Raw genomic sequence first — 26,317 nt, 5'->3', positions numbered from 1 at the left:
TTAGGGCATGAAGCGCCGGCAGAAAGCATAAGAAGATGCGGCTAGCTCTTTCCTGAGGAAACTTTTGTCGTTGCGGTACCTTGTAAAAATCAGAACACCATCTAAGGTCATCCGCAGCTAGTCTGGGTATAATTCTGCATGAATTATTCAGTTACAGTGTTATGCGGGGCTTGAGAATTTCGTATTGAAAGGATGACGTCAACGTCCGGAAGATTGGGCAGACAATTCTCTCTCAACATGTATTCGACTGAGCCGAAAGCAATTTTTTGCTCAAGCCATATGGCGCGCGCCGTTTGTGGACTCAATATCGGGGTGGGAATGTAGTGTAGCTTGATAAGGCGACGCACTGTTATGCGACGAATTCCTCGATTTAGTTGCTTATTAAGATTGGATGCGAGTCTTTTTTCTTTTAGGGATTGCACAGCATCATGATCAGCAGGCGTGTTCTATTTCTGGCAGCACCCATTCTCGCCGTATCGCCGGTTGCCGCAGCAACGCAACCCGAGCAACCCGACATGCCTCCCGTAACAACGCCGTTGGCCGGAGACATCGACGAAATTCTGGCACGCAAGTCCCTCGTCGTTGCCATGCCGGGTTTCCAATCCTTGCCATTCTTCGGAGGAAGCAACGACAGGTCGCAGGGCATCGATGCCGACACCAGCCAGCAACTTGCTGACGCCCTCGGCGTGCAGCTGGTCCTCGACCGGAGTCCTTCCACTTTCGATGGCGCGGTTGCGCTCATCCAGCAGGGCCGCGCCGACATCGTCGTCGCCAAGCTGAGCCGCACCCTCAATCGGGCACGAAACATCAGTTATTCCCACCCTTATGCCCGACTGAGCCATGCCCTGATCATCAATCGGGTCCGCTTCGCGGTCCTCTCGAATGGGCGGCAGCCGGAGGAAGTCGTGCGCTCCTTCGATGGCGAGCTGGGCGTAATCGCCGGATCATCGTTCGAATATTATGCGCGAGCCAATTTCACCAAGGCGAAGGTGCGCACTTTCCTGGCCTGGCAGGAACTGGTCGCGGCAGTGCGAGACGGCCGCGTCGACGCGGCCTACCGCGACGATCTGGAAATCAAGCGGCTGCTGCACGAGGACCCGTCGCTCAGCATTGTGGCGCGATCCGTTACCTTGACCGATCTCACTGACACGATCGCGATCGGCGTGCGCCGAGGTTCCCCCCATCTCCTGGAATTCATCAATCTGTTCCTCGAGCTGTCCGGCCGCGACAAGCCCATGACGGCCGACGAACTGGTGGACCGCTACCTGCACAAGGCCTGACGTCATGAGTTCCGTGTCCGTTTCGAGCGAACATAAACTGTCGACCTGGAATGTCGGCCTGCGGCGCATCTCGCAATCGCCCTGGACGGTCATCGCATCGGTGATCCTCGGTGCCCTCTGCGGCGCGTATCTTCCGGATTTCGCCAAGTCCCTCGCCCCGATCAGCGACGCCTATCTCAATCTGTTGAAGATGGTCGTCTTGCCCTTGATCGTGTCGGCGACGGTCTTCGCGATCAAGTCGATGACCCGGGATCCGCAAACTGCCGCCTATCTTTCCAGGGTTGTATTGGCGATCGTCGTAATATCCGTGGCAACGGTCGCGATCACGGGCATGGTGACATTGCTGCTGAAGCCGGGCGTGATTACCGACGTGCAGGAACGCATCGAGCTCGGCACCGTGCTCAACAGCAGAGGGACCATCGGCACGGACCTGCAGATGACGCTGGCGCCGCCCAGCAAAACGCCCTCGAACGAAGGCGTTTTCTCTGGCCTGCTGGAGTTGATACCCAGCAACATCTTCAATTCGCTGTCGGTGGGCAATACCATGCAGGTGCTTGTCTTCTGCATATTGTTCGGCATCGGCATCGGCCGCGTCCCCGCAGCCACCTCCGTCAGCTTCGCCAATGCACTCGAGACGATCTACCGGGCCTGCCTGATCATGACGGGCTGGTTCAACGTCCTGCTGCCCCTCGCCTCCTTCGCGATCATCGCCAGCCAGACCGCGTTGACCGGTGTCGAGCCGCTGATGCTGATGGTCGGCTTCATCGCCACCTTCGCCATTGCAACGGGCATCATCATGATGCTGTCGCTGCTCGTGGTCTGGTTTCGCAGCGGCGAGAGCCTGTGGGCGACCTTCAAGGCCCATCAGCCCCTGTTCATGATCGCCATCGCGACCCGTTCCAGCACGGCGAGCATCCCCTGGATCATCAGCCTTGTCGGCGAGCGCCTGCGCTTCAACCGCATCGTGGTGGAAATGCTGGTGCCGCTTCATGTCACCATGTTGCGCGCCGGGCCCATCATGCTGTTCGTCTGCGGTTCGTTGTTCATCGCCCAGCTCTATGGGCGTTCGCTCAGCACGAGCGATTACGTCTACATCGCCGGTGCTTCGATCCTGGTCGGCCTGACCACTGCCGGAATGAGCGGTGCGGTAACGCTATCGCAGATGGCCATCCTGTGCGCCCATCTGAACCTGCCCTTCGAAGCCCCCTTCGTGCTGTTTCTCACCATCGACGCGCTGACCGACACCATGCGGACGCTGACGATCGTATCGACGATCGCCGCGGCGACGGCCGCGATCGCGCCCAAGGACCTGGCCCAGCATCCGGTCGATGACAGCGAGGAGTACGCGCTCAACCTGCCCAAAGCAGAAGCTGCAGCATGACCGGCCGGCTCCTGCGACCCCGTCTCGGTGTCGTTGGCGGTCTCGGCCCTCTTGCCACCGCGGACTTCTATCGCAAGACGATCGACGCGGTTCCTGCCGAGAACGATGCCGACCATATCTCCATGGCAATCTTGAGCGTGCCACAGATACCGGACCGTTCAGGGGCGGTCCGCGAGGGCAATGACAAGCCACTGCCCTGGCTGATCGAAGCGGTCGAGATGCTCAACAGCCTCGATGTCGAAATCATCGCCATCGCCTGCAATACCGCCCATCACTGGTACGACGCCCTGTCCGAAGGCTCCAGGGCCGAGATCATTCACATCGCCGACGCGGCAATCGACGCGTTGCTTCGCCAGTACAGGGGGAACAAGGCGGCCGTCATGGCAACCCGAGGTACCCTGCATTCGGGGTTCTACCAGCAACGCCTGCAAGAGGCGGGCATCGCTTGCCGCAACCCCATCGGGCCGGCTTTCCAGGACGCCGTCGATGATGCGATCCGGCAGGTGAAATTGGGCAACCTCAAACAGGCAAAACTCGCCTGCGCGGCGGCCTTCGAGCACTGCCGGGAAGACGGACTGGAGGCAGCCATTCTCGCCTGCACGGAACTTCCCATCGCGGCAGAGGACATGGTGCCGGAGGGCATGTTGGTGATCGACGCCTCGCGAGCCTTGGCCCTGACCTGTGTTCAACGACTTCGCAATCCAGATCGCAGGCGCAATGCCGCCATGTGAGGGGCCCGGATGTCTGAGGTTTTCGACGGAGACCCGAGGCCACTAAGCCATTTTGCCGGGCGACAAAGGCTTATGCGTATGCGCTGCCGCCGGTCTCATCGGGTCCATGGCTCGCGGCGCATCGAAGGCCTTCGCACTGGCCGTGAGAACGACGCTGCCACCCCGAGGCCTGTTGGCTGGAGAATCATTCAAATCGAGGGCCCATCCGTCTCAACCGAGGAAGTACAGCATATGTCCACGCGCTACGCCAAGATCGTCATGTGCCTCTGCCTTGCCGCTTTCGCCTTTCTCGTTACGTTTGGCAATATTACCGACTATGGCTCGAACTACGAATTCGTAAAGCACGTCCTGTCGATGGACAGCACGTTCCCAGGCAACAGCTTGATGTACAGGTCGATCAGCACTCCGGTTTTATGGAATTCTTCCTATATTCTGATCATAGCCGGTGAAGGAATTACCTGTATTTTATACTTAGCTGCGACCGCTTCGCTCTGGAAAGCCCGTCACGCGCCGGCAAGAAGCTTCCATGCTGCCAAGAACTATGCCGTCATGGCGTCCACGATCGGTTTTCTCGTCTGGTTCTTTGGCTTCATGGTAATCGGCGGGGAGTGGTTTGCCATGTGGCAATCGTCAACCTGGAATGGCCAGAATCCCGCCTTCAGATTCTATGTCACCATTCTCCTCGTACTGATCTTCATCATGCAATCCGACGAGGACGTCGAACGCCCGACGGCGTGAGAGGGACCTGACCTTTTGCGAGCCAACGGGCTGCCGTCCGGGACGTCACGACAGTGGAATGGTCATGCGCCGATAGATTGTCGGCCGCGGCGCCCCTAGCGCCCTGCCCATTATTTGCCTGGCGAGGGTGAAGACTGGGCATAGTTCGGGCTTGTTCCGGGGGCCGAAGTCTCTTTTGATGACTGGCTAAGAAACATGATGAGGCAGCAGAGTGCTGATCGCCCATTTATCCGATCCCCACTTGCGAGAAAAAGGCCATCTCTATCAGGGGCTTGTGGACTCCAATGCGATGTTCGATCTGGCGATTGAAACACTCAAAGCGTTCAGGCCGGAGCCAGACATTGTCATCATCGGTGGCGATCTGGTCGATGAAGGGGCTGAAGCGGAATACGAGACCGTCCGGCACGCGCTATCCAGATTACGCCAGCCCGTCTATGCGATTCCAGGCAACCACGATGAGCGGGAGGCGTTCAGGGCCTGTTTCAGCGAAACAGGCCACCTGGTGGCGGCTGGCCCTCTCCATTTCGATACAGGTGGGCGATGGCCGGTCCGTGTGATCGGCTTCGACGTCACCGTTCCCGGCCAGCATTACGGAGAAATCGATGATGCAGCCCTCCTCTGGCTCGAGAAAGCGCTGACGGAACACCTGGATCGGCCGACCGCCATCCTGATGCATCAGCCACCGATCGACAGCGGCATCGATGTCATCGATGCCTATAAATGCCTTCGTGGAGAGCGCCTTGCCGAGCTATTGCTCCGCCATGGCAATGTCGAGCGCGTCCTCTGCGGACATATTCATCGTTTCATGCAAGCACGGTTCGCAGGAACCACGCTCCTGACCGCACCGAGTACCGCAACTTCCATCGCGCTCCGCCTGACAGAGGGCGCCCCACCTGCCTCCTATGTCGAGCCACCGGCCTTCTTGTTGCACCATTGGCGGCCCCGACAAGGCCTGGTGACCCATTGGGTTCCGATCGGACGCTTTCCTGGGCCGATGCCCTTTTTCTGAACGACGACCTCGTTCTACATCCGGTATCCGCTTTTCGGCACGATGCAGCAAAACGTGTTTAGACGGAAACGCTATTTTGCTCTAACTCTTTGATTCGACGCATCTTTGCGATTCTTGGCAATTCCGCCAAATCGCAAAACACTCTAGTCATTTCCGATGTATGAGACCCGATCCTGGGCCACGCTCGCCTGCTGTTCCGGGGGCAGCATCGAAAAGGCCAGATCGACGAGCGCCCGCCCGTTGGGCAGATCCCAGGAGAACCAGGGCCCCGATGGCATCGCCACGGGCGACAGTCCCGTCGATGAGGCAATATAGCCGGGCATGGCCCGAAATCCGGATGGTATCGCCGCCAGACGGGTCTCCTTGCCGCTGTAAAGATCATACACCGTCGACGACGTTCCAGCACTCGCGAGCACGAAACGCCCCGTTGGATCGAAGGAGACGTCCATGACCAGGCCCTTGGCTGACAAGACCCTCTTCTTGGAACGAAGATCCCAGACCATGAAATCAGCCTGTCCGCTGAAGCCATTGTCGGGCATGACCGTGAGAGCGACGTAACGCCCTGCCGGGTCATAACCGAAATGTGTCACGGACCTTGCGGGAACATGATCGATCAGCGTCAGCCGATGCTCCTTCAGATCATAGGTCGCAATCACGGGCCGTTCGGGTTGCTGGCCCGACGACAGCAGCAGGAGCAGCCTGTCTTCGTCTATATATCTTACCGTGGGGGCCTGGGTCGCATCCGGGACGGGGGCAAAACTGGTGCTGTCGAAGGCTTCGACGACACTCCCCGTGCGGGCGTCGAGGATCTGGAGAATTTTCTTGTCCGTTGCGGTTGCATAAAAGAAGCGCCCATCCGGACTGAAGCCGATGTCGAAGATCCATGTGCGCGGGCCGAACAGGCCACCGACAGCCTCATGAGCGATCACGGTCTCGAAGCGCTTGACGCCAGTGGCCACGTCCCATCCCGCGACGGTGCCGTTGCCATAGCTCAACAAGAGGGTGCCATCGGGGCTGAATCTGGCGCCATGGGCCTCGTTTGCGGGATATTCCGTCACCGGGCGCAACAGAACCTGGCGTGATCGAGACCAAAGCTCAAGGCTGGAAGCACCGTTCTCGAGCAAGCGAAACACCGCGACCTGATCACCGTGGATATCGCCAAGGGGCAAGCCGTTCACGGGCAATTTCGACATGCTGGCATGCATGGCGGAGAAGACGGCGAGATAGGCATCCGGAAACGCTTTGAGCGTCGCCTCGCTCGGATCGGCCGGCAACCCTTTCAAGGCGGCAGCCAGCGCGGCTTGCCGGCCCTCGTGGGTCCACAACAGCTTCAGCGACAGGTTCGCCCAATTTTGCGAGACCGCCTGGGCCTCTTGCAAGGTCTGTTCACCATCGAGCTTGAGCTCGCTGGTGAGCGAGGATTTCATCCAGGGTGTTTGAGCCCATGTCGTCTGCTCACCGACGGCGTTCGTCACCTCGCTCATCACCCGCTGGATCGAGTAGCCGGGTGAGAGGACCTTGTGGATGAAAGCATCTGTGAAGGGGCTGAGGTCGCCATCGCCATCCACGGCGACCGAGTTGGGCGAGGTCGAATAGGCCACCATCAGGCCATGGGTCTGCGGCGAAGCGGATTTGGCGACAGGGACTCTGCTGGCCACGACCTGGATGCCGCGGCCGGTCGACACCGACAGGCCTTCACGGCCCTGGCGCGCCAGCGGATTGTTCCGGCAGGCGTCGAGGAATACGAGTGTCGCGGCGGCCCGGCGTTGGAGCTCATCGACGATCGGCTGCACGGGCACAAAGCCCGTCTTGAGATTTCCTGCGTGCGCATTGAGAGCAACGAGGTAGTTCTCATCATCGACCTGGATGCCATGGCCCGAATAATAGAACAGGCCGATGGCGGCGTGCGACATTCGCGCGCTGGCGAGCGCCAGGCAGGCCTGCAATTGCCGGCCCGAGGCATCCGTGATGAGGAAGACCTCGAATCCAAGCCTGCTCAATGCCCCGGCGACGGCGGCGGCATCGTTGGCAGGGTTTGCAAGCGCCGGTAATCCATGCAGATAGGCCGCATTGCCCACGACCAGCGCCACGCGCCTGTCACTGCTATCGCGGCCCGCCGGGATCTGGCGGCAAAAGCCAGCCTCGGGCGAGGCCGCCCTGACTCTCTCGACGATACCGAATTGGAGCAGGATCAATGCAAGCAGGGACAGGCGGGTGAGCAAGTTCGGCATTTCCTGCAGTTGATCGATTGCTTGAGCCCCGCCTCCTTCTATAGCCGCAATTGACTTGCCTCTTCCAGCAGCCAGTTGATTGAGCGGGACGAACGGATTGCGGACGGCGGAAAAGACTGTGCCGAACCGTTGCAGGCCTGCCGCGGATCGGAAGGCCCGCATTCCCGTTCCCGCCTTCGCAGGCCATCAGCAAAACGCCATATGCGCGAACAAGCCCGCAACAGTCATAAGCGCGACTGCTGAACCGAGATCGATCAAGGTTCAGGATCCTGCAGCGGCACCACCAGGCTTTCATGGACATTCTGAAATGGCAAGTCGCCAGCAGGGCCGAATTCGAGCGCCTGGCCGCCCAAGATCCTGCCACCTTTACGGACCTCGAACACGCCGCGCAGTTCCTATATTTGCAACGCCTGTCTTCGAAAAAATGGGCATCCCCCTTTCGGTACGATGCTCGAGAGAACAACAGGACGGGTCAGGTCTTTCGCCAATAAGGGCACCCTTCCGTCAGAACGGCAGGCGCGCATTGTCCTTGACCTCCCTCATGACGAAGAAGGTGCGCGTCTGCCTCACGCCTGGCAATGCGATCAGTTTCTGCCCATGCAACTTGTTGAAATCCGCCATGTCGCAGACGCGGATTTTCAGCAGGTAGTCGAAATCGCCCGCCACGAGATTGCAGTCCAAGACCTCCTTGAGCTTGAGTACCGCTCCCTCGAAGGCAGCAAAGCTTTCGGGTGTCGAACGGTCGAGCACCACACCGACCATCACGAGGGCACCGAGACCGACGGAGACGGGGGCGATCTCGGCACGAACACCGGTGATGAAGCCCTCGTCGAACAGGCGTTGCGTGCGCCTGTGGCAGGTGGCCGGGCTGACATTCACGCGTGCGGCAAGCTCGGCATTGCTCAGCCGGCCATCGCCATGGAGGGCGCGCAATATGTTGATATCGATGCGATCGAGATCGGAGATGGAAGGTTCTTTCATTTATACCCTATTGTTAGGAACAAGTTGCACTCAAATAGTAGTTTGATCGAGATTTTTATAAAAGATGAAGGTGAAATTCGAAAGCACCCTCCAGGACTTTTCGACTAGGCTCGGTTCCTGTCTCATGGAGCCAGTCCGATGTCCCTTCTTGAAAAATTCGAGCGCTATCCGCTGACCTTCGGCCCGACGCCGATCGAGCACCTGCCGCGTCTCACCCAAGCCCTTGGCGGCAAGGTTCAGATCTATGCCAAGCGCGATGACTGCAACTCCGGCCTTGCCATGGGTGGCAACAAGCTCAGGAAGCTCGAATATATCGTGCCGGATGCCATCGCCTCGGGAGCGGACACACTGGTGTCGATCGGCGGCGTTCAGTCCAACCACACGCGCATGGTGGCGGCGACCGCCGCCAAGATCGGCATGAAATGCGTGGTCATCCAGGAAAAATGGGTGCCGCACTACGACGCCGTCTACGACCGGGTCGGCAACATCCTGATGACACGGCTGATGGGCGCTGACTGCCGGCTCGTCGAGGACGGCTTCGATATCGGCATCCGCAAGAGCTGGCAGGATGCGATCCAATCCGTCGAGGCGGCCGGAGGCAAGCCTTATCCGATCCCGGCCGGCGCCTCGGTTCACAAGTTCGGCGCCCTCGGCTATGTCGACTTTGCCGAGGAGGTCGCAAAACAGGAGGCGGAGCTTGGCTTCACGTTCGACTATGTCGTGGTTTGCGTCGTCACCGGCTCGACCCAGGGCGGCATGATCGTCGGTTTTGCCGCACAGGGGCGCGCCGATCGCGTGATCGGCATCGATGCTTCGGGTACTCTCGAGCAAACGCGGGCACAGGTACGCACCATCGTCGACAACACTGCGGCGTTGGTCGGGCTCGGCCGCAAGATCGGCGAGCACGAAATCATCATCAACCCGGACTATGCCTATCCGGCCTATGGCGTCCCGTCGGCTGAAACCAACGAGGCGATCCGGCTCGCCGCCCGCACCGAGGCGATGATGACGGACCCGGTTTACGAGGGCAAATCAATGCAGGGGCTGATCGATCTGACGCGCAAGGGCTTCTTCCCCGAAGGCTCACGCGTGCTTTACGCCCATCTCGGCGGCGCACCGGCCTTGAACGGCTACAGCTACTATTATCGCGAAGGCTGACATGGATTGCCCATTCCCGGGGCTTGCCGGGAACGACACCGGCGCGAGGGCACGGCCCCGGAAGAGACTGGCCTCCGGCTCTCGCGCAACAAGCTGTACGGGGCCGTCTCAGCCGCTCGCGGCAAGAAATGGCCCATCGAGATCGCGCCGGAGAATTGCGGCACATGCACTCCATCGTGGCCCCCGGGATCGGCGTTGCTTCCCGGGAAGCCTTCATAAGCATGTATCGATCGCAGGCGACACAGCAAACCCGTTCTCACGCAGTTCGATCAGGCGGCACACGCCTGAAGCGATCTCATCGGGATGATCCTCCTGAAGATAATGCGCACCGCTGCCCAGGTGCACGACCTCGCAATTGTGGAGCTGCCTCGCAAAGCCTTCGGCGAATTCTGGAGAGACGAGTGCTCCCGGCTCACCAACGAACAGGATCTTAGGATAGGAACTCCTGCGCAAAGCGACATGAGCTCGTTCGAGCAAGGTCCAGACGTCGCTCGGCTCGCCTGCAATCGGCAATTCGTTCGGCAGCCGCCAAATCGGACGACGCGATTGCGGGGTTGGAAATGGCGCCCGATAGGCGTCCATTTCGTCGACGCTGAGCGCGCGCTTGATGGAACCGGGCAGGACATGTTCGATGAATACATTGTCGTCCAGAATCAGTTTCTCGCCGATCCCCGCCGTTCGAAACTTCTGGAACAGCGCCCTCGCCGCCTCGACCTGATGAAAGTCGTCCCAACTCGCCATCGGACGAATGAATTCCATGAAAGCAAGGCCGCGGACGAAACCGGGCCGCCGCGCCGCAAGTTCGAAGGCAAACCCCGTCCCCCAGTCTTGCGCGACGAGATAGGCCGAGGATATGCCGAGCCCGTCGATGAACGCTTCGAGATAGCGCACGTGGTCGACGAAGCGATAATCGATTTCGGGTTTTCCTGACTCTCCGAACCCGATCAGATCCGGGGCCACGCAGTGGGAACGCGACGCCACTGTTCCGATAATGTGGCGCCAAATGTAGGAAGACGTTGGGTTTCCATGCAGGAACAGCGTGACGGGGGCACTCTTCGAGCCCGCATGGCGATAGGCCATGTGCGAGCCGAGTACCGCCAGACTGGATGTTTCGATATTTGCTGACATGACAATCGCCTCCCCTATATACGTACGAGCGTATTGTGGATTTGACTTATAATACGATCGTGCGTATTGTCAATGCATGCCGAAACCATCGAACAAGAACGAGTTCATCGCAGCAGGAATGCGGGTAATGTTCCGCAAGGGCTACCATGCGACTGGAATACGCGACGTCGTCGCGGAAGGAGGCGTGCCGCAAGGCTCCTTCACCAACCATTTCGGATCGAAAGAGGCGTTCGCCCAGGAAGTCCTCGACCATTACTTCATGCAGACCCAGGCAATCGTCGAAGAGGCCTTGGGCGACCACTCCCTTTCCCCGCGCGGCCGGTTGCTGCGCTATCTCGACATCATTACCGACCGGCTGGCCGCCGATGGCTATTTGCGTGGGTGCCTCATCGGCGACTTCAGCATCGAGGTCTCTCAGGTCAGCGAGCCGCTTCGCGAGCGGCTTGTCGCCATCTACCGCGAGTGGCTCCGCCCCTTCGAAGAATGCATCGCGGAAGGGCAAAAAGCGGGGGAGATCGAAGATCGCTTCTCTCCCCAGGATCTGGCGGATTTCCTGCTGACGTCCTGGGAGGGGGCCATTCTCCGCATGAAAGTGGAACAGAGCGAAGAGCCGCTGGAGCGTTTCAAGAAGATTGCGTTCACCAGGATATTTGCAAAGGGATCGTAGGACGTGTCGGACAGGCGGGTCACGGTCCTTTGGACCCGCCGGAATGCTCCCTGTTTGATCCCACGTCGCTTTGTCGTTCTGGCCTTGCTCCGACAGGAAATCCAGGGTGCCGGCCCAACCTGCCGCCCTCTTCGGCGAGCCCTGACGGCCTGACGACCGCCCAGTTGCATGCCGGATTTGCGATCGTTGCGAATGTCGACCCCGCACCAGGGATCAGGCTGCCGAACACTGCCCTGCGTCGGCGGGATCAAGCCGCCGCGTATCTTCCTGCAACCGCCGGACGGAACTTCACTGCCGCCGCAAGGCCCAGCACTACGAAGAACAGCAATGTCAGGCCCTGCGTGATCGTAAAGGGCGGCTCTGAAGCCGTCGGTGCGGCCTCGTGCAGCACACCAACCTTACCAAAGGCCTGGGCGATGGCGACGAAGACCAGAAGGTAGAGGCTGGCAACCATGCCGACGGCATAGATCCAGCGCCAGAAGGCGCCGGCGAGGAGGCGGGTCCTGGCAATGAGTACGACTGCCAGGATGACCAGCGCGATGATAGCGACGATCACGGCCGGCGTCAGGCCGGCCAGCGGCAGGATGAAGCCGGTGGCACTGGTGAGGATGGCGGTGATCAAAAAGAACCATGTCGACCCCGAGCTCGCACGCGAGCGGAAAAGGTCCATCACGGCGGGCACGCCGGCAAGAATCGCGGCGATGCTGATCAAGGTGTGAATGACGATCAGAGTGACGTTAAGTGTGCTCATGGTGCCGGCTCCTGGCTGGAGGAGCAACCCGCCCAAGCTATGCTGGTGCGAAGGAACAGTAGAGCGACGCAGCCATTGTCTTTCCAAAATTGACGCATCGAAACCCCCTCGCTGCGATGATCGCCCCGTATTATCACAATCCGTAAGTAGGCCGTCGGTTCTCACCATCCCCGCCCTACATTGGGAAAATTTCAGGAATGGAATGGTACTATAGAGCCTCTTTCTGGAACTATTCAAACTAAAACGCAACCGCTTGCAATGCAGTCTGAGGCCCTTTCCGTTGAGGGTCAAAATCGCGGCGAATCTCTGTAATTCGCAATTATATCAATAGCTTATCGTAGAAAACGACGTCTGGACTGCCGATCCAGTAGAATTTCGCTCCGTCATGGGGCGAGAGGATCGACTTCGCAGGGGACACCAGCTCAACCAGGGGATAGCATCGAGGACTGCGCAGAGCTACGAAAACGGCACAGATATCTCAACGAGCCAGCACAAAGCCCCCTCACCGGAAGGAAACCCCCATCATGGCCAAGGTCCTCGTGCTTTATTACTCGTCCTACGGGCATATCGAGAGCATGGCCAATGCCATGGCAGACGGTGCTCGCGCCGCCGGCGCTACCGTCGACATCAAGCGTGTGCCGGAAACCGTTCCTGAGGACATTGCAAGGAACGCTCATTTCAAGCTCGACCAGGCGGCGCCGGTCGCCAGCATCGCGGACCTCGAACATTATGACGCGATCGTGGTCGGCACAGGCACGCGCTTTGGCCGGATGTCCAGCCAGATGGCGGCTTTTCTCGACCAGGCCGGCGGGCTGTGGGCACGCGGTGCCCTGACCGGCAAGGTGGGCGCGGCCTTCACATCGTCGGCAACCCAGCATGGCGGAAACGAAACCACCCTGTTCTCGATCATCACCAACCTGCTACATTTTGGCATGATCATCGTTGGCCTGCCTTACAGCCATGCGGGCCAGATGACTCTCAAGGAGATCGTCGGCGGCGCTCCTTATGGCGCAACCACGGTTGCTGGCAGTGATGGCTCGCGCCAGCCCTCCGAAATCGAACTCCAGGGCGCCCGCCATCAGGGCGAAATCGTTGCGCGAACAGCGGCCAAGCTTTTCGACTGATCCGAAAGGCCGGGCCGCATACCCCGCAATTCCAACCGATATTGCCGAGCCAATTCATGCGAAGGCTAAACCTTTGCAAAGGAGAAGCCATGCCCGAGGACTTCGAAGGCAAAGCCGTGCTTGAACCGATGCAGCCTCCCGTGAACCGCACCGGGTTTGCCGGAGGCTTCGACACATGAGAGATTGGAGCCAATATGGGCAAGACGACGAACAAGTTTTGACCTGAAGTCCGCAAGTGGGCCATTCGAACGGTTTTGGATCACAAGGCTGATCTCTCGTCGCGATCGGCAGCTGTTTCATCGATCGCAGCCAAGATAGGTTGCTTGCCGAAGACGCTGCACGGATGGGCAAAGAAGACCGAGGTCGTGCGGCAAGCGAACTGGTCAGCCGAGTGACGTCGTAGAGAAGATAAAGCTTCTTGAACGGGAGAATCGTGAGCTTCGTCAGGCCAACGAGATTTTACGCAAAGCGTCGGCCACAAAGCCAACTTACCCAAGAAACCTATTTGATACAGATATCACGATGAACCGAACGCGAAGCGGACCGCCTGATTGATGGCGCCCGGCAGCACCGACATGTGGTTTTCGCCGTCCTGCAATTGAAAGGATGCCACAAGGCCCGGCACGCCGGCCAGGCGGTGCACCATGGCCCGGGCATTGTCGACGATCCGGCTGTCTTCATAGCCTCGGACGCGGTCGGCCGCGTCAATCGCCCCGACCTGAAAGGGAGCCAGCCGCTGTTCATACTCGCCGGCCATCACCAGCAGCCGTCCCGAGGGTTTTGCCTGCGTTCGCGCCACGAAGCGTTCGGCCTCGTCCACGATACCAGCCCCTTCCCACCAGATCGCGGGGCTCGCAGCGATCCGGGCCGAGAAGGCTTCGGGCTTGCGAAATAAAGCATGCAGCACGAACAGACCACCGAAGGAATGGCCGAATATGGCCTGCTTCTTTCCGTCGATGGGGACTAGGGATGCGATCACGGGCTTGAGTTCGTCCTCGATGAACGCCAGGAACTGGTCGGCTCCCCCGGTGCGCACCTCGGGGCCATCCTGTGTGTGAGGCGGATAGGTCATGCCGGGTGGAGGACCCATGTCCCAGGATCGGCGGACGCTGTCATAGGCTTCCGGCGTGGGATAGCCGATACCGACCAGAACACCCGGCATGATACCGGTGCCAAGTGGATAGGCCGCCTGGACACGTACGATGTCGACCATCGTTCCAACGATGGCGTTGGCATCGAGGAAATAGAGGACGGGCCACCCCTGTGGCGGCAGTGCTTCCTTGGGAATGCGCAGGAAAATGCGATAGGGCGGCATCTTCGATGCTGGGGTCAGATCGAAATAGATCGTGTCGGCGATAGGGGCTGGTGTGCTCATGATGGTGACCTGCGTGATAAGAGCCAAATCAAGGATGGGCCTCCGATCAAGGATGCCGCCAATCCAGCCGGAATCTGCCGCGGGAAGGCAATGGTGCGGCCGAACCAGTCGGCTGCGACCATGACCAGCCCTCCTATGATGGCTGCCCCTGCCAGTTCCGCCAGGGCCTGACGCATGCCGAGGCGACGCGCCAGATGCGGTGCCATCAAGCCCACGAAACTCAGCGGCCCTACGATCAAAGTCGCCATGGCGGCAAGGAGGGCGCTCAAGCCCAGGGTGAGGACATGGCTGTGCGTAGGATTGAGGCCGAGAGCCAGCGACATGCCCCTGCCGAGCGGCAGGATGGTCAGCATGCGCACGGTCAGCAACAATCCGCCAAAGAGCACTGATGCCGCACCGATGCTCACAAGAGCTGCCGTGGCATCCACCGAATAGGTCGAGCCCATCATCCAGTTTAACAGCAGCATCGCACGCGGATCCCCGCCGGCCATCAATACGTTGATCATGGCGTCAAACATGGCGCCAAACGCTATTCCGACAATCAACGCTCTATCAGGGCTTGCCTTGCGGTCGAGAGCCAGGATGGCTGCCAGTGCAATGAAAGCGCCGATCGATGCTGCAAGCATTTGTGCGCCTTGCCCGACCGTGGACAGGGAAAACAACGCAACGGCAAGGCCGAAGGCTGCTCCTGCGCTGACACCCAAAACTTCCGGACCGGCCATGGGATTTCCCGTCAGCCGCTGAAGGAGACATCCGGCCAGGCCCAGCATCGTGCCTGCTGCCAGAGCCGCAATCGCGCGGGGCAGCCGCAAGGGCACCAACCTATCGAACTCATGGCCGAGGCTCAGATGCCACCCTCCGCCATCCCTTCCGACCGTGGTGGACAGCACGAGGACGATGACCAAGAGGATCATCAACCCGATGAGACGGTTACTGATTGCGGGAGCAAGGGGCGCTTTCTCCACGAAGGGAGGTGGAGGCACCAGCGGGACACTCCTTTGCCGCACGAGCAAGACGATGAGGAGAGGCGCGCCGAGCAGGGCCGTTACAGCGCCTGTCGGGAGGCTGAGACCTGATAGCGCGTCTGCCGTCTGAACGCCTTGGTCCACGAGCCACAGAAGGCCGGCGCCCATTGTCGTCGACCAGACCAGTTGGTGGCCCGCACGCCGCGCTCCCAGGGAGCGGGCCAGCACGGGAGCTGCGAGGCTGACGAAGCCGATGACGCCGACCGCACTGACGACATTGACGCTGAGCCCGACGGCGAGCGCCAGCGCACACAGCCTTGCGGTAGCAACGGAAAGACCGAGACTTCGTGCTTTGGCGTCGTCAACCGTCAACAGCGTCAAGGGCCGTACCAGCAAAACAGCGGTCAGTGCGGCCGCCACGAGGACAGGCGCGAGTTTAGCCGCCACCGTCCAGCCCTGTTGGCTGAGCGAACCACTGCCCCAGATGAAGAGCCCGGCTAGATACTCGGTCTTGAAGAGGGCCAGCATGGCCGTAAGAGCCGCGCAGAAGAGGCCTGTGACAAGTCCCGCGAGAACGACTGAGATCGGGGCGAGGCCCTGTCGCCAAGACAAGGCCAGGACGGCCGTGGCTGCCAGCGATCCGCCTGCCAGAGCCGGCCAAACCCGCCCGAAGGCAAACAGCCATGGTGCCCATAGCATCGCCACGCTCAGGGCAAGGCTCGCTCCCGCCTCAATGCCCAGCGTGGTCGGAGAGGCTATAGGGTTGCGCAATGAAAGCTGGCACAGCGCGCCGGCCAGCCCCAGCGAGGCTCCGCACAGGAGACTAACGACGAGGCGCGGCAGGAAGCTGTAGGCGAACAGCATCTGGGCCGTGTCGGCGGTGTCCCCCCTCCACAGGGCCTCAAGCCAAATTCCGAAGGGCAGGCGCCCGGCGGCATGCGACCAGCTCAAGGCTCCCGCTGCTACAAGCAGGATCATGGTGAGAGCTGCGGGGCCCCCTCGGCGCGCGTCCTCAACCATTGGCATTTTCGGCAGCTGCAAGATGAGCGCCCAGCAAGGCACCAAAGCGCATCGCGGAAGGCAGCATACCGAAGGCCGACACGGCAGGCAGACGATGGATGCGCCCCGCGCGAACGAACGGCAGGCTATTCCACACCGGGTTGCTTTCGAGGCTTTGTAGAATATCGGGGGCGACCGGTTCCAGATAGAGCAGCCGGCTTTCCGGATTTATGACCAGATCTTCCAGGCCAATCGTCGAAAAGCCCCAGTAATTGGTCGAGCCAGTCCAGCCATTGGCAAGACCGCATCGCTCGATCACATCCTGGAACAGGCTGCGTTTGCCGTAAATGCGCAGATGCCCCTCATCGAGGAAATTGACAACCAGCAAGGGCCTGTCAGCGGCCCGACGAAGTAGGTCGCGCAGCTGCGCCATCGTCGCCGCACTCTTTGCGACCAAAGCCTGTGCCGGGCCATCGCGCCCGAGCAACGCGCCAAGCCGAAGCGTTTCCCTGACGCTCAGTTCATAGGGACGTCCCCCTGGGGGGGCGTAGATGGAGAAGGTCTGCGTCGGTGCAAGGCGTGCCATCACAGGCTCGATTGCGGCCAGATAGGGCGTGGTGATGATCAGATCCGGCGCAAGCTGCGTCAGGAGTTCGAGATTGGGCTCTCGGTCGGTTCCCAGATCGACGATGCCCGGCGGCAGGCGCGGTTCGACCACCCAGTCGTTCCAGGCTTCGACCTGCGGCATGGCGACCGGTGTCACGCCCAGACCGAGCAGGGTTTCGGTCAAGCCATCGTCGAGCGAGGCAATACGCGCGGGATACGCAGCCATTTGCAAGGCCGACGGCGCTGCCGATGCAACACCAAGCCCATACGCAAGCGCGGCCAGCCCTCCGGTCATGAAGCCCCGGCGGCTGCGCGAGAGACATGAAGGTTTGCCGAACTGCAAGACGTCACCAGCGATAGCGCAGGCTGGCGGTCATGACCCGACGCGCGCCCTGGTAGCAGAACCCGGCCTCGCAGGTGGTGTATTTCTTGTCGAACAGGTTACGGGCATTGGCTTGCACATCCCAGCCTTTCAACCCCTGCTTGATCTGCCCGAGATCATAGCTGAGTTTGGCATCCACCAGCGCAACCGCTTCGTTCTTGAAGGAGTTCGTGGCGTCGCCATAGCTTTCTCCGAGGTAACGCAAGCCGAGGCCGGCACCGAAACCTGCCAGGGCAATGTCGCCAGGCGCCTGATAATCGACCCAGGTCGAGAAACTGTTGCGCGGCGTCGCGGTCGGCACCTTGCCGATGGTTCCAATCTCCCCGGTGATCGTCTTCAGATCCAGGAAGGTATAGGCACCGCGCAGGCTGAAGCCGGCACCGAGATTGGCCACGGCCTCAAGCTCGAAGCCGCGTCCGCGGATCTTGCCTCGCTGCGACGAAACATTGTTGATGGAGACGATGCCGCCATCCTGCGTGATGTCGAAGATGGAGGCAGTGACCATGCCGTCGAACCAGGTGGGAGCATATTTGATACCACCCTCGATCTGCCTGCCGGTCGTGGGCTTGAATCCGATTCCGTTGGCTGAACCAAGGTTGGGATTGAAGGAGGTGGAATAGCTGACGTAGGGAGCAAGGCCATTGTCGAACAGATAGGTCAGGCCCACGCGCCCGGTGAAGGCACTGTCGGACTCGCTCTGCCGGGTGTTGCTCACCGGCTCGCGGGTTTGGATATGGGTCCGGGTTTCAACCCAGTCCTGCCGCCCGGTCAGTGTCAGGATCCATTTGTCGTATTTGGCCTGTTCCTGCACATAGAGACCGAGCTGGTTCTGCTTCTGCCTCGTGATGGTGTCGAAGGCTGGATCAATGAACGGCCCAAGCGAAGCGCCGGTCGCAAGATTCTGGTCCGGCCCATCGCCAAAGCCGATGCGGCTGTTGAGTGTCAGGTAGGAATAATCCAGGCCAGCCAGCAGCTTATGCTCGACGGGCCCAGTGGAAAAATCAGCCTGAAGCTGGTTATCGACGGCGAATGAGTCCATAACGTCATGGACATAGCCCAGCGAGCGTTTGGCGATCATCGTCTCTGTATCGACACTGCCGACGCCGGTATAGCGAACCTCGGTGTCGACGCTGCCGTAGCGAAGCTTCTGCCTGAAAGTGAAGGTATCGTCGAACTTGTGTTCGAACTGGTACCCAATGCGATATTGGGTCTGCTCGAGGCTGTTGTAGTCAGGATCGCTTTGCGAATACTGGTTCGAGGGTGAACCGGCCCACCCGTAATAGGGGAAGGCGGCCGGCGTCTTGGCCTCGAGATATTCGCCGAGCAAGGTCAGCGTCGTCTGGTCGTTCGGGCGCCAGGTGAAGGCCGGCGCCAGGCTGGCCAGCTTGTCATCGCCGCCGCCGAGGACGTTGGCTGCCTTCCCGTCCCTGAGGGTTCCGGTCAGGCGATAGAGCAGCGTTCCATCGGCGTCGAGCGGACCGCCAAGGTCGACATTGCCCTGAATGTGGTCCCTGTTGCCACCCTCCAGCGTCACTTCACCAAAGCGCGTATCGACAGGAAGCTTGGAAGTGATGTCGACCAGCCCGCCGGGCGATCCCAGTCCGTACAAGGCCGAACTCGGACCGCGCAGCACCGCAATGTTCTCGACATTGTAGGGATCGACCTTGAAGACCGCCATGTTGGCACCGGGAAGGCGCAGCCCATCGCGATAGATACCGTTATAGGTGACGTCGAAACCGCGGATGGAGAAGGAGTCGAAACGGGAGTCGAAACCCGCGGACTCCGTACGCACGCCGGGCGTGTAGGCGACGGCCTGCGTCAAGGATTGCACATTGCGATCGTTCAGCTCCTTGCGGGTGAGCACCGTCACCGATTGCGGGGTCTCGATCAGGGGCGTGTTGGTCTTCGTGCCAGTCGCGCTACGCGTGGCAACGTAACCGGTGCTGCCGTCGCCATTGCCCTGGACCACGACCGGATCGAGCTCGATGGCGCCGGAGATGCTGGCCGTTCCGTCCCGGACAATGGGCGCCGTGATCGCGACCGTGCTCGAATTCGTAAAAGTGTAGGACAGGCCCGTTCCACGCAGCAAACGCGAAAGCGCCTGCTGCGGCGTGACCGAGCTGGCGATACCGGGCGATGACTTGTCTCGCGCGATCGCGGGCAGATAGGTGATCTGCAGGCCGCTTTGACGTCCGAACGCCGCCAGGGCCTGGCTGAGCGGTCCCTTTGGGATGATGAATTGAACCCGCGCGACCTGTGCGCTTGCCGGGCTTGGGAGCAGTGTGTGGGCAATGGCGCTCGAAGCTGTCAGGGCAACCCACAACACCCGGCCGGATAGGCTCCCACGCAAGCACCGAGCCAATACCATCGATAACCCTCCTCGTCGACACCGGGGCCCAGCTCCACTCGACGATCGGATCGCGAGCGGGCCCCTTGAGTGAAGACGAATGGAGGGTGCGAAATTTCTCCCCTCTGCGAAGCTTTTTTAAGCGCGCGATATCACGGTGAGGTAAGGGCCGATCGAACGCACCCGGCCTCCCAGCGGGTGCACTACCGCTTCCAGGGCGCGCAGGGGATTGCTGGGATCGAAGACCCCGCTGATGCGGTTGGCGCCAAAACCGGCATCGGCAATCAAGACACGTCCCGGTTGCCAGCGCGCGATCCTTGCCACGACCGCCCGGATCGGCTCGTTCTCGACCAGGATCTGGCCGCTGCGCCAGGTGCCAATCTGCCGGATATCCCGGCTGCCCCGCGTGGCAAGGCGCGTGCGCTCGTCGAAAGTGGCCCATTGGCCGGGTGCCAGCCGGTTACCATCGACCAGACTTGGGCCGGGAACGTCTATCTCGACCAATCCGTGTTCCACCGAAACCGAAATGAGCCCGGCGTCATTGCCGAGGTCGAAAGCCGTGCCGCGCGCGGTGGCGACCATCTCGGAGGCCGCGGCTCGGAAGGGGCGTGAGGGATCCTTGGCAACTTCAAAAAATGCCATGCCTGCCAACAAGGTGACGGTTCTTTGGCTACTGTCGTAATGCAGAGCGATGGCGCTATCGGGACCGAGCGTTGCCGCGCCACCGTCGGGAAGCGTGATGCGACGGATTTCCGCCGTGCCGGTCAGATGGTCCGCCTGGGCACGAAGGATCAGGCCCGGTAAAGCGAGATATCCGCCAGCCAGGGCCCCTGCCCCGATCATTCCTCCAGCCAAAAGACTACGACGCGTCAAACCCCTCGGGAAGCGCGGTTCAGCTTGATAACCGGGGGCAAGGACCCGACCGGCGATGCCGTATATTTCCGAAACCTCGAGCCATGCCTTCTCATAGGCCGGGCCTCTGGCGCGCCAGCGCCTCACCATCTCCCGGGACACCGGATTGGCCGGATCATTCTGGAGGCGGATCATGAGATCGGCTGCTTCCTCGAACAGCCGATCTTCCTGGGGGGAAGTTTCGTTCATTGATGGTCCTTGGGCTGACGATCGGGCGCCAGCCAGCCACTCCTGACTACATCAATAGAACGGATGAGCGGAAACGATTTTCCCAACACGGACAAGGCTTCACATAATGCCGGATTGGCTGACGCCTTTCACCGCACCTACGGCGTCGGCCCCGATTTCGGGTTGAGGCCCGACGCTGTAGGTTATTGTCGTCGCATCGTTTTTGCCGAAAATCGGCGCCCGCTCGTTGACGCGATGCTCTAGGCCTTCTCGCGCAGCCGAGCTCGAACATGAAGATAGGCTTCACGGATCAGCGTCCAGGTCCTGGTTGTCGACAGGTCGAGTTCTCCTGCGATTTGGCTGATCGTCTTCTCGCCCAGGCGGTGCATTTGGAAAGCCCGGCGCGTGCGATCCGGCAATTCCGCCAGCGCGGCTGCCACGATCGCAAGGTTCTGGCGGTCGATGACGATCGTCTCCGGCGACGGCTTGCCATCCGGGATCGCTGCGAAGTCCTGGTCTGCGAGGTCGTCCTTTAGCATCAGCCGGTCGCGGCGCTGCTGATCAATGCGCAGATTGCGTGCAATGCTATGAAGCAAGGCCCGGGGATTGGCATGATCCACATCGGTGTGCGATCCAACCGAAAGTAGCCTGAGAAACGCTTCCTGCGTCAAATCGGCGGCATTTTCAGCCGTGGCCCCCTTACGCCGCAGCGTGTTGGAAATCTCCTTGGCGTAGCGCTGAAACAATGTGCGGATGTCCAGACCCACTTATTGGTTTCCCCCGAGACCAGGGTGCCGACTTGCCATCAGGTCATGCGGCGAGGCTTGCGGAGACATTTCCTCATCAAGATCCACGCAGATACGGACGAGGGATGACGAAGGGAAGAGGCACGGAGCTTGAGTCACGACATCGGCCAGCTTGAGGGAGCATGCCTCCCTTTGCCATTCTCGGAATTCTCTTGCAATAACAATGTTTTATATAAGTTCTAGACTGGGCGTTGATGGCGAGAACCGCCATCGTCTCGGCAACGAAGGCATCGAGGGGCATAGCCACTTCTGCCTCGCGGCTGTTCATCAGGTCGGTACGCACCCAACGGGGCACGAACTCGAGCACGCCATGGGCACAAAGCCCGCGAATTTCATGAATCCAGTTCCTCGATTGAAGCTAAAGAATTCAATGCGGTCATGCGGGAAAGGCGTTGCCTAACATCGGCAGCCCGCTGACGGATTGACCTTGGTCGCTTCCTCCTGAAGCATGTCCCAACGCTCGGCGAGCCGGCCGACACCGTTCAGGCTGCGATGAGGGCGAAGCGCTTGCGATATTCCGCCGGCGTTACGCCGACATGGCGCGTGAAGGCGCGTCGCAACGTGTTGGCATCGGCGAACCCGCAATGTACTGCGACCTGTTTGGGGGCTTCGTGCCCCTGTTCGAGCAGCCGCCGCGCCGCATGCACCCGTACCTCCTCGACCCATGTTGCCGGTGTGATGCCGACTTCGCTGCGAAACAGGCGAGCAAAGTGGCGCGGGCTGAGATCCATGCGCTTTGCAAGGCTCGCAACACTATGGCCGTGTCCGGGATTGGCTGCGACCCAACGCTGCAGCTCCTGAAGCGCAGCCCGCCCTGCCGGCACGGCTTCGCCCTTGCGGCTGAACTGCATCTGCCCGCCCGGGCGCTTGAAGAACATCACCAGCTGGCTTGCCACGCGCATGGCAATCTCGTGGCCGAGATCCTCCTCGACCAGGGAAAGGGCGAGGTCGAGGCCGGCCGTCACGCCCGCGGCGGTGCGTAGCGCTCCATCACTGACCTGTATGGCGTCCTCGTCCACCGTGACGCCCGGAAACTGCCTTGCCAGTTGCTCGGCCACAGCCCAATGCGTGGTCACGCGCCGGCCGTCGAGCAAACCCGCCGCCGCCAGGAAAAAGGCACCACTGCATACCGATCCGAATCGTCGGGCCATTGGTGCCCTCCGGCGTAGCCAGTCGACGACGACGCGATCCGCCGGCATCTCGGCTGCATTCGGGCACCCGGCCACGAGAAGCGTGTCGATCGCTTCCTCAGTATCGCCGTCGATGATGCGATCCGGCATCAGCCGCGCCCCGGAGGAGGCGCGGATCGGCCCCGGTTCGCTCGCCGCAATGAGCAGGCGATAGATCTCACGGCCGGCCTGGGCATTCGCCTCGGCGAAGACGTCCAGGGGACCGGAGACGTCGAGAAGCTGCACGCCCGGCAGTGCCACCATCACGATCGTTTTCGCCATGACCTGCATTCACGTCCGCTTCGATCTGAATTTGTCTGCTTTTGATACATTACATCGATTGCAGACAAACTATCCCAGTTCTAGCCTGCCTGCGAGTAGAAAATACAGGAGCAGGCAATGCCACTCATACCGAAAGAAGCGAAGATCCCCGACAGCACGTTGGCGCGGGCAATCACCGAGTTTATTCGCGATAGTGAGACAGAACTTCTCTTCAATCATTCCAGTCGCGTCTATCATTTCGGTGCGCTGGCGGGCATCCAGAAGGGGCTCAAATTTGATGGTGAGCTTCTCTATGCTGGCGCAATGTTTCATGATCTCGGCCTCATGCCCGGCCATAGCAGCAAGAACGAGCGTTTCGAGGTCGATGGCGCCCATGCCGCGCGTGGCTTCCTGAGAAGCCACGGTCTTTCCGAAGAGGAGGCCTACACCGTCTGGACCGCGATCGCGCTCCACACCACGCCGGGCGTGCCGCAGCATATGCACCCCGTCGTCGCCCTCGTGACAGCCGGCGTCGAGATGGACGTGCTTGGGCTCACCTACAGTCACTATTCCGATGCCGAGCGTGAGGCCGTCGTCAGCGCCTTTCCGCGTACGCCGACATTCAAGGAAGACATCATCCAGGCCTTCTACGACGGCATCAAGCACAAGCCGCAGACTACTTTCGGCAACGTCAAGGCCGACGTCATCGCCGACAAGGAGCCCCATTTCCACCGCGGCAATTTCTGCAGCGTCATTCGCTGCTCGCACTGGCACGGTTGAAACGGCCGCCGCCATCAACACGCTGTGCGGCTAGAGCGTTTTACGATGAGACGGAAGCACCAAGAGTCGCAAATACGCTTCGAAACAAGGGGTTAGGGCAAACAAGCATTCAAACCTGAACGCGCTTTGGCCTTTGACTGGGAGACCAGCATACCCACAATTCATCGCCATCAGGCGACTGCCTTGACGCCGAGCAGTACATCTCGGGTCTACCCGATTTGGGACCTGCAGGCCGGAATTCATTTCGGGGGCTTGGCGTCGTGACCTCACTGTGCGAACTGCCGCGAAGTGGCTGATGAAGCTTTAAAGTCCCGATGGCCCACCCTTTTCCAGGCGAGCCATCGGCGTGCCGTCCATCTTACTTCGGCGCGCGGATCGTCAGCGCCGGATTGTGGGCGAAGAAATTATGCGGCTCGATATGGATGGTCTTCCATTCGGTCGACATCACGGGCCAGTCCTCCATGCGCGGGATGTGGTGGAAACCGGCGGTGAACCAGGTCACGATATCCTTGCCCATCAGAGGTTTGTTGGCCTTGACCCATTGAGGCAGCGTATCGGCGCCGTCGCTCTGCATGGCAAACTTGCCGCCGGCATATTGCTGTTCGGGGTCATAGACCGTGTTCCAGACCGAATACTCGATATAGGCGTTGCGCTTCATCGGCGGATCGTTGGCGAAATCGAACGGGCCGTAGGCGACATCACCATGGTGGATCATCCATCCCGGCTCCTGGCCGAGATAGCCTTTGCGAGAGGGATCGGAGATCATGAAGTAGCGTGGTTTCAGTGCCGAAAGCTGGTAGCGCGCCTCCAACTCCGTTTTCGGCATGGTGTGCTGGACTGTCCACATCGATCGGCGCGGGCTCTTCGGGTCGAGCTTTGCGGGAACGATGTCCATCGTGCCGAAATGATTGATCGACTGGTCGATGTCGAAGTCGATCCGGAAGTTGAAATAATGGTCATGGTTTGCGGCCACCAGGTTCGGCGCGATCAGCGTGCCATGGGCGGTGTCGCTGGCCGCCGTCGGATCTTTCATCGAGGTCGATGCCACGCCCTTCACGGCGTCGAGGCCGGTCGCTCCGATCATGATCCTGATCTGGCCGTCCTGTTGCAGACGATAGTCGATCAGATAGTCGTAATTTCCAACCTCCGAGGCTGTGCGCATTACCAGTTCGGTGGCCGGCCGGCCTTCCGCGGGAAGCGGTTTTTCCGGGCTCTGGGCGAAGACTTCGAAATGGCGCCATGCCGGGTCGCCGATGCTGCGTTCGAATATGCAGATGGCGTTGGGTATGGTCAGCGGATTGCCCTTGTCGTCGGCAATGGTTGCCGGCAGGAAGGTCGCATGGCTCGGGCAATCGACGCCCGCCCGCAATGGGCTGAGGAACAAGCCAAACCCATACTCGCCGCTGTCCATATAGGTGCGCCAGTACCAGCCTTCCGTCGGATCCATGTAAGGCACGAACACTTCCGACAGGTGCGACTGATAGATGACGGAACGCCATTGGTCCCCGTCCCTCACATCGAGGTTGGACACCACCAGGCCCGGCCGCTTGTCGACCCGGAAGTTGAAGCGCCACATGTCCCATTCGAGATGGCTGCCGGTGATCTTGTAGTTGGGCCCGCCCGGCTGCGAGAGGGTTGCCGGGCTCATTTCCGGACGGAGCGGCTCGCGCGCGGCCACCTCCTTCTCGGTATAGCCCCAATTGTCCTTGGGGCCCTCGATCACGCCCGTATCGATGACACGAAGCACCTTCTTCTTGCCGACATCATAGACGGCGAAAAGACCTTCGATCGGCTTGGCGTAGTAGTTGGAGCCTTCCGGAACCCGATAGCACGGCACCTTCATCAGACGGGAGTCTCGATACTCCTCGGTGAAGAAATTGCCTGCCGTCAACGGCAGGCAGAACGCCTGTTCCGGCGCCAAGCCGCGCTTTTTCAGGCCGGCGATCATATCCGGATCGGCCAGGGCGCCCTGGAGAGCGCCCATGAACTCGGTGAACAGCACCATCGGCTGCCCCTTGATCGGCGTCGCGCTTTCGACCGTTCCCCTGGTGATGTTGACCACGGCTTCCTTGAAGCCTTGCGGACTGGTCAACTGCACATTGGCCTCGCGATCGAGCAGATCGCCCTCCTTCCACGAGAGCACCTTTTCCTTTGCAGGCTCCTTGAGCTCGATCAGGGGAAAGAGAGTGTTGTCGTCGACAACCTTGCCTTCGCGCAGGATCTTGTTGATCTTCTGATATTCTTCCGCGGTCAGTCCATCCAGCGGATGGGCCACTGCGGCAGAGGCGCTGAGCGCCATGATCACGCTGGCGGAGGCCAGATATTGTTTTAGGTTCATTGCATCCTCCCTGTCTCGATGTTCTTGCTG

Annotated in this window: 21 protein-coding genes; 9 read left to right on the top strand and 12 right to left on the bottom strand. The window is 60.5% G+C overall.

The features are described 5' to 3' along the window. Nucleotides 1–416: 416 nt before the first annotated feature. From ACZYTC_RS23895 to ACZYTC_RS23875, 5 genes are all read left to right on the top strand, one after another. Nucleotides 417–1,280 (top strand): substrate-binding periplasmic protein, encoded by an 864-nt coding sequence (locus ACZYTC_RS23895; RefSeq protein ID WP_488990700.1) that lies wholly within the window; start codon nt 417–419, stop codon nt 1,278–1,280. 4 nt (nt 1,281–1,284) lie between these two features. Then, nucleotides 1,285–2,661, top strand: a complete 1,377-nt coding sequence (locus ACZYTC_RS23890; RefSeq protein WP_488990699.1) for a dicarboxylate/amino acid:cation symporter — start codon at nt 1,285–1,287, stop codon at nt 2,659–2,661. Beyond that, nucleotides 2,658–3,392, top strand: a complete 735-nt coding sequence (gene cuyB, locus ACZYTC_RS23885) for a cysteate racemase (protein WP_434961107.1) — start codon at nt 2,658–2,660, stop codon at nt 3,390–3,392. The genes ACZYTC_RS23890 and cuyB overlap by 4 nt, the downstream gene beginning before the upstream one ends. Before the next feature lie 231 nt (nt 3,393–3,623). Further along, nucleotides 3,624–4,130, top strand: a complete 507-nt coding sequence (locus ACZYTC_RS23880) for a DUF2165 family protein (protein WP_434961108.1) — start codon at nt 3,624–3,626, stop codon at nt 4,128–4,130. Between the two features lie 211 nt (nt 4,131–4,341). Beyond that, nucleotides 4,342–5,139, top strand: a complete 798-nt coding sequence (locus tag ACZYTC_RS23875) for a phosphodiesterase (protein ID WP_488990698.1) — start codon at nt 4,342–4,344, stop codon at nt 5,137–5,139. A 143-nt stretch (nt 5,140–5,282) separates the two neighbouring features. On the opposite strand, the gene ACZYTC_RS23870 is transcribed toward ACZYTC_RS23875, so the two are convergent. Then, the gene (locus ACZYTC_RS23870; protein WP_488990697.1) at nt 5,283–7,361 is read right to left on the bottom strand and encodes a caspase family protein; all 2,079 of its coding nucleotides are present in this window, start codon (nt 7,359–7,361) and stop codon (nt 5,283–5,285) included. 513 nt (nt 7,362–7,874) lie between these two features. Continuing rightward, entirely contained in the window at nt 7,875–8,351 is a 477-nt protein-coding gene (locus tag ACZYTC_RS23865) for an Lrp/AsnC ligand binding domain-containing protein (RefSeq protein WP_434961112.1), read from the bottom strand. A gap of 138 nt (nt 8,352–8,489) precedes the next feature. Here ACZYTC_RS23865 and ACZYTC_RS23860 point away from each other — a divergent pair, with 138 nt between their 5' ends. Continuing rightward, the gene (locus ACZYTC_RS23860; protein ID WP_488990696.1) at nt 8,490–9,509 is read left to right on the top strand and encodes a 1-aminocyclopropane-1-carboxylate deaminase; all 1,020 of its coding nucleotides are present in this window, start codon (nt 8,490–8,492) and stop codon (nt 9,507–9,509) included. A gap of 213 nt (nt 9,510–9,722) precedes the next feature. Here the strand turns inward: ACZYTC_RS23860 and ACZYTC_RS23855 are convergent, their stop codons facing one another. Then, a complete protein-coding gene (locus tag ACZYTC_RS23855) occupies nt 9,723–10,637 on the bottom strand; it encodes a haloalkane dehalogenase (protein ID WP_488990695.1) in 915 nt (304 codons plus the stop codon). A gap of 76 nt (nt 10,638–10,713) precedes the next feature. Here ACZYTC_RS23855 and ACZYTC_RS23850 point away from each other — a divergent pair, with 76 nt between their 5' ends. Further along, nucleotides 10,714–11,304 carry a TetR/AcrR family transcriptional regulator gene (locus tag ACZYTC_RS23850; RefSeq protein ID WP_434961115.1) on the top strand — a complete coding sequence of 197 codons (591 nt, stop codon included), beginning with the start codon at nt 10,714–10,716 and terminating at the stop codon, nt 11,302–11,304. A 247-nt stretch (nt 11,305–11,551) separates the two neighbouring features. Here ACZYTC_RS23850 and ACZYTC_RS23845 read toward each other — a convergent pair whose 3' ends face one another. Further along, nucleotides 11,552–12,055, bottom strand: coding sequence for a hypothetical protein (locus ACZYTC_RS23845; protein ID WP_434961116.1), 504 nt, complete (start codon nt 12,053–12,055; stop codon nt 11,552–11,554). Between the two features lie 524 nt (nt 12,056–12,579). Here ACZYTC_RS23845 and wrbA point away from each other — a divergent pair. Next, nucleotides 12,580–13,179, top strand: a complete 600-nt coding sequence (gene wrbA / locus ACZYTC_RS23840; RefSeq protein ID WP_441774080.1) for an NAD(P)H:quinone oxidoreductase — start codon at nt 12,580–12,582, stop codon at nt 13,177–13,179. Between the two features lie 517 nt (nt 13,180–13,696). Here wrbA and ACZYTC_RS23835 read toward each other — a convergent pair. From ACZYTC_RS23835 to ACZYTC_RS23805, 7 genes are all read right to left on the bottom strand, one after another. Continuing rightward, entirely contained in the window at nt 13,697–14,554 is an 858-nt protein-coding gene (locus tag ACZYTC_RS23835) for an alpha/beta hydrolase (protein ID WP_488990694.1), read from the bottom strand. Beyond that, a complete protein-coding gene (gene fhuB / locus ACZYTC_RS23830; RefSeq protein ID WP_488990693.1) occupies nt 14,551–16,497 on the bottom strand; it encodes a Fe(3+)-hydroxamate ABC transporter permease FhuB in 1,947 nt (648 codons plus the stop codon). Before fhuB ends, ACZYTC_RS23835 begins: the two co-directional genes overlap by 4 nt. 34 nt (nt 16,498–16,531) lie before the next feature. Next, entirely contained in the window at nt 16,532–17,350 is an 819-nt protein-coding gene (locus ACZYTC_RS23825) for an ABC transporter substrate-binding protein (protein ID WP_441774083.1), read from the bottom strand. A 121-nt stretch (nt 17,351–17,471) separates the two neighbouring features. Then, the gene (locus tag ACZYTC_RS23820; RefSeq protein ID WP_488990692.1) at nt 17,472–19,874 is read right to left on the bottom strand and encodes a TonB-dependent siderophore receptor; all 2,403 of its coding nucleotides are present in this window, start codon (nt 19,872–19,874) and stop codon (nt 17,472–17,474) included. A 117-nt stretch (nt 19,875–19,991) separates the two neighbouring features. After that, complete coding sequence (locus ACZYTC_RS23815) at nt 19,992–20,954, bottom strand: FecR family protein (protein ID WP_488990691.1); 963 nt, start codon at nt 20,952–20,954, stop codon at nt 19,992–19,994. A 239-nt stretch (nt 20,955–21,193) separates the two neighbouring features. Continuing rightward, complete coding sequence (locus tag ACZYTC_RS23810; protein WP_488990690.1) at nt 21,194–21,700, bottom strand: RNA polymerase sigma factor; 507 nt, start codon at nt 21,698–21,700, stop codon at nt 21,194–21,196. A 521-nt stretch (nt 21,701–22,221) separates the two neighbouring features. Continuing rightward, nucleotides 22,222–23,190, bottom strand: coding sequence for a GlxA family transcriptional regulator (locus ACZYTC_RS23805; RefSeq protein ID WP_441774087.1), 969 nt, complete (start codon nt 23,188–23,190; stop codon nt 22,222–22,224). 117 nt (nt 23,191–23,307) lie between these two features. Here ACZYTC_RS23805 and ACZYTC_RS23800 point away from each other — a divergent pair, with 117 nt between their 5' ends. Further along, nucleotides 23,308–23,949 (top strand): HD domain-containing protein, encoded by a 642-nt coding sequence (locus ACZYTC_RS23800; RefSeq protein ID WP_488990689.1) that lies wholly within the window; start codon nt 23,308–23,310, stop codon nt 23,947–23,949. Nucleotides 23,950–24,307: 358 nt separating this feature from the next. Here ACZYTC_RS23800 and ACZYTC_RS23795 read toward each other — a convergent pair whose 3' ends face one another. Then, nucleotides 24,308–26,287: a copper amine oxidase gene (locus ACZYTC_RS23795; protein WP_488990688.1), complete on the bottom strand. Its 1,980-nt coding sequence runs from the start codon at nt 26,285–26,287 to the stop codon at nt 24,308–24,310. Nucleotides 26,288–26,317: the final 30 nt, after the last annotated feature.

Source organism: Labrys sp. F242 (genome assembly GCF_057813875.1).
Note: the sequence above shows the minus strand (reverse complement) of the source record. Positions and strands in the feature narration are given on the sequence as shown.

Bases quoted from the DNA above. Each gene is read 5' to 3' on its own strand.
- ACZYTC_RS23890 (WP_488990699.1), top strand. From the start codon at position 1,285: ATGAGTTCCGTGTCCGTTTCGAGCGAACATAAACTGTCGACCTGGAAT.
- cuyB (WP_434961107.1), top strand. From the start codon at position 2,658: ATGACCGGCCGGCTCCTGCGACCCCGTCTCGGTGTCGTTGGCGGTCTC.
- ACZYTC_RS23880 (WP_434961108.1), top strand. From the start codon at position 3,624: ATGTCCACGCGCTACGCCAAGATCGTCATGTGCCTCTGCCTTGCCGCT.
- ACZYTC_RS23865 (WP_434961112.1), bottom strand. From the start codon at position 8,351: ATGAAAGAACCTTCCATCTCCGATCTCGATCGCATCGATATCAACATA.
- ACZYTC_RS23860 (WP_488990696.1), top strand. From the start codon at position 8,490: ATGTCCCTTCTTGAAAAATTCGAGCGCTATCCGCTGACCTTCGGCCCG.
- ACZYTC_RS23855 (WP_488990695.1), bottom strand. From the start codon at position 10,637: ATGTCAGCAAATATCGAAACATCCAGTCTGGCGGTACTCGGCTCGCAC.
- ACZYTC_RS23850 (WP_434961115.1), top strand. From the start codon at position 10,714: ATGCCGAAACCATCGAACAAGAACGAGTTCATCGCAGCAGGAATGCGG.
- ACZYTC_RS23845 (WP_434961116.1), bottom strand. From the start codon at position 12,055: ATGAGCACACTTAACGTCACTCTGATCGTCATTCACACCTTGATCAGC.
- wrbA (WP_441774080.1), top strand. From the start codon at position 12,580: ATGGCCAAGGTCCTCGTGCTTTATTACTCGTCCTACGGGCATATCGAG.
- ACZYTC_RS23835 (WP_488990694.1), bottom strand. From the start codon at position 14,554: ATGAGCACACCAGCCCCTATCGCCGACACGATCTATTTCGATCTGACC.
- fhuB (WP_488990693.1), bottom strand. From the start codon at position 16,497: ATGATCCTGCTTGTAGCAGCGGGAGCCTTGAGCTGGTCGCATGCCGCC.
- ACZYTC_RS23825 (WP_441774083.1), bottom strand. From the start codon at position 17,350: ATGGCTGCGTATCCCGCGCGTATTGCCTCGCTCGACGATGGCTTGACC.
- ACZYTC_RS23820 (WP_488990692.1), bottom strand. From the start codon at position 19,874: ATGGTATTGGCTCGGTGCTTGCGTGGGAGCCTATCCGGCCGGGTGTTG.
- ACZYTC_RS23815 (WP_488990691.1), bottom strand. From the start codon at position 20,954: ATGAACGAAACTTCCCCCCAGGAAGATCGGCTGTTCGAGGAAGCAGCC.
- ACZYTC_RS23805 (WP_441774087.1), bottom strand. From the start codon at position 23,190: ATGGCGAAAACGATCGTGATGGTGGCACTGCCGGGCGTGCAGCTTCTC.
- ACZYTC_RS23800 (WP_488990689.1), top strand. From the start codon at position 23,308: ATGCCACTCATACCGAAAGAAGCGAAGATCCCCGACAGCACGTTGGCG.
- ACZYTC_RS23795 (WP_488990688.1), bottom strand. From the start codon at position 26,287: ATGAACCTAAAACAATATCTGGCCTCCGCCAGCGTGATCATGGCGCTC.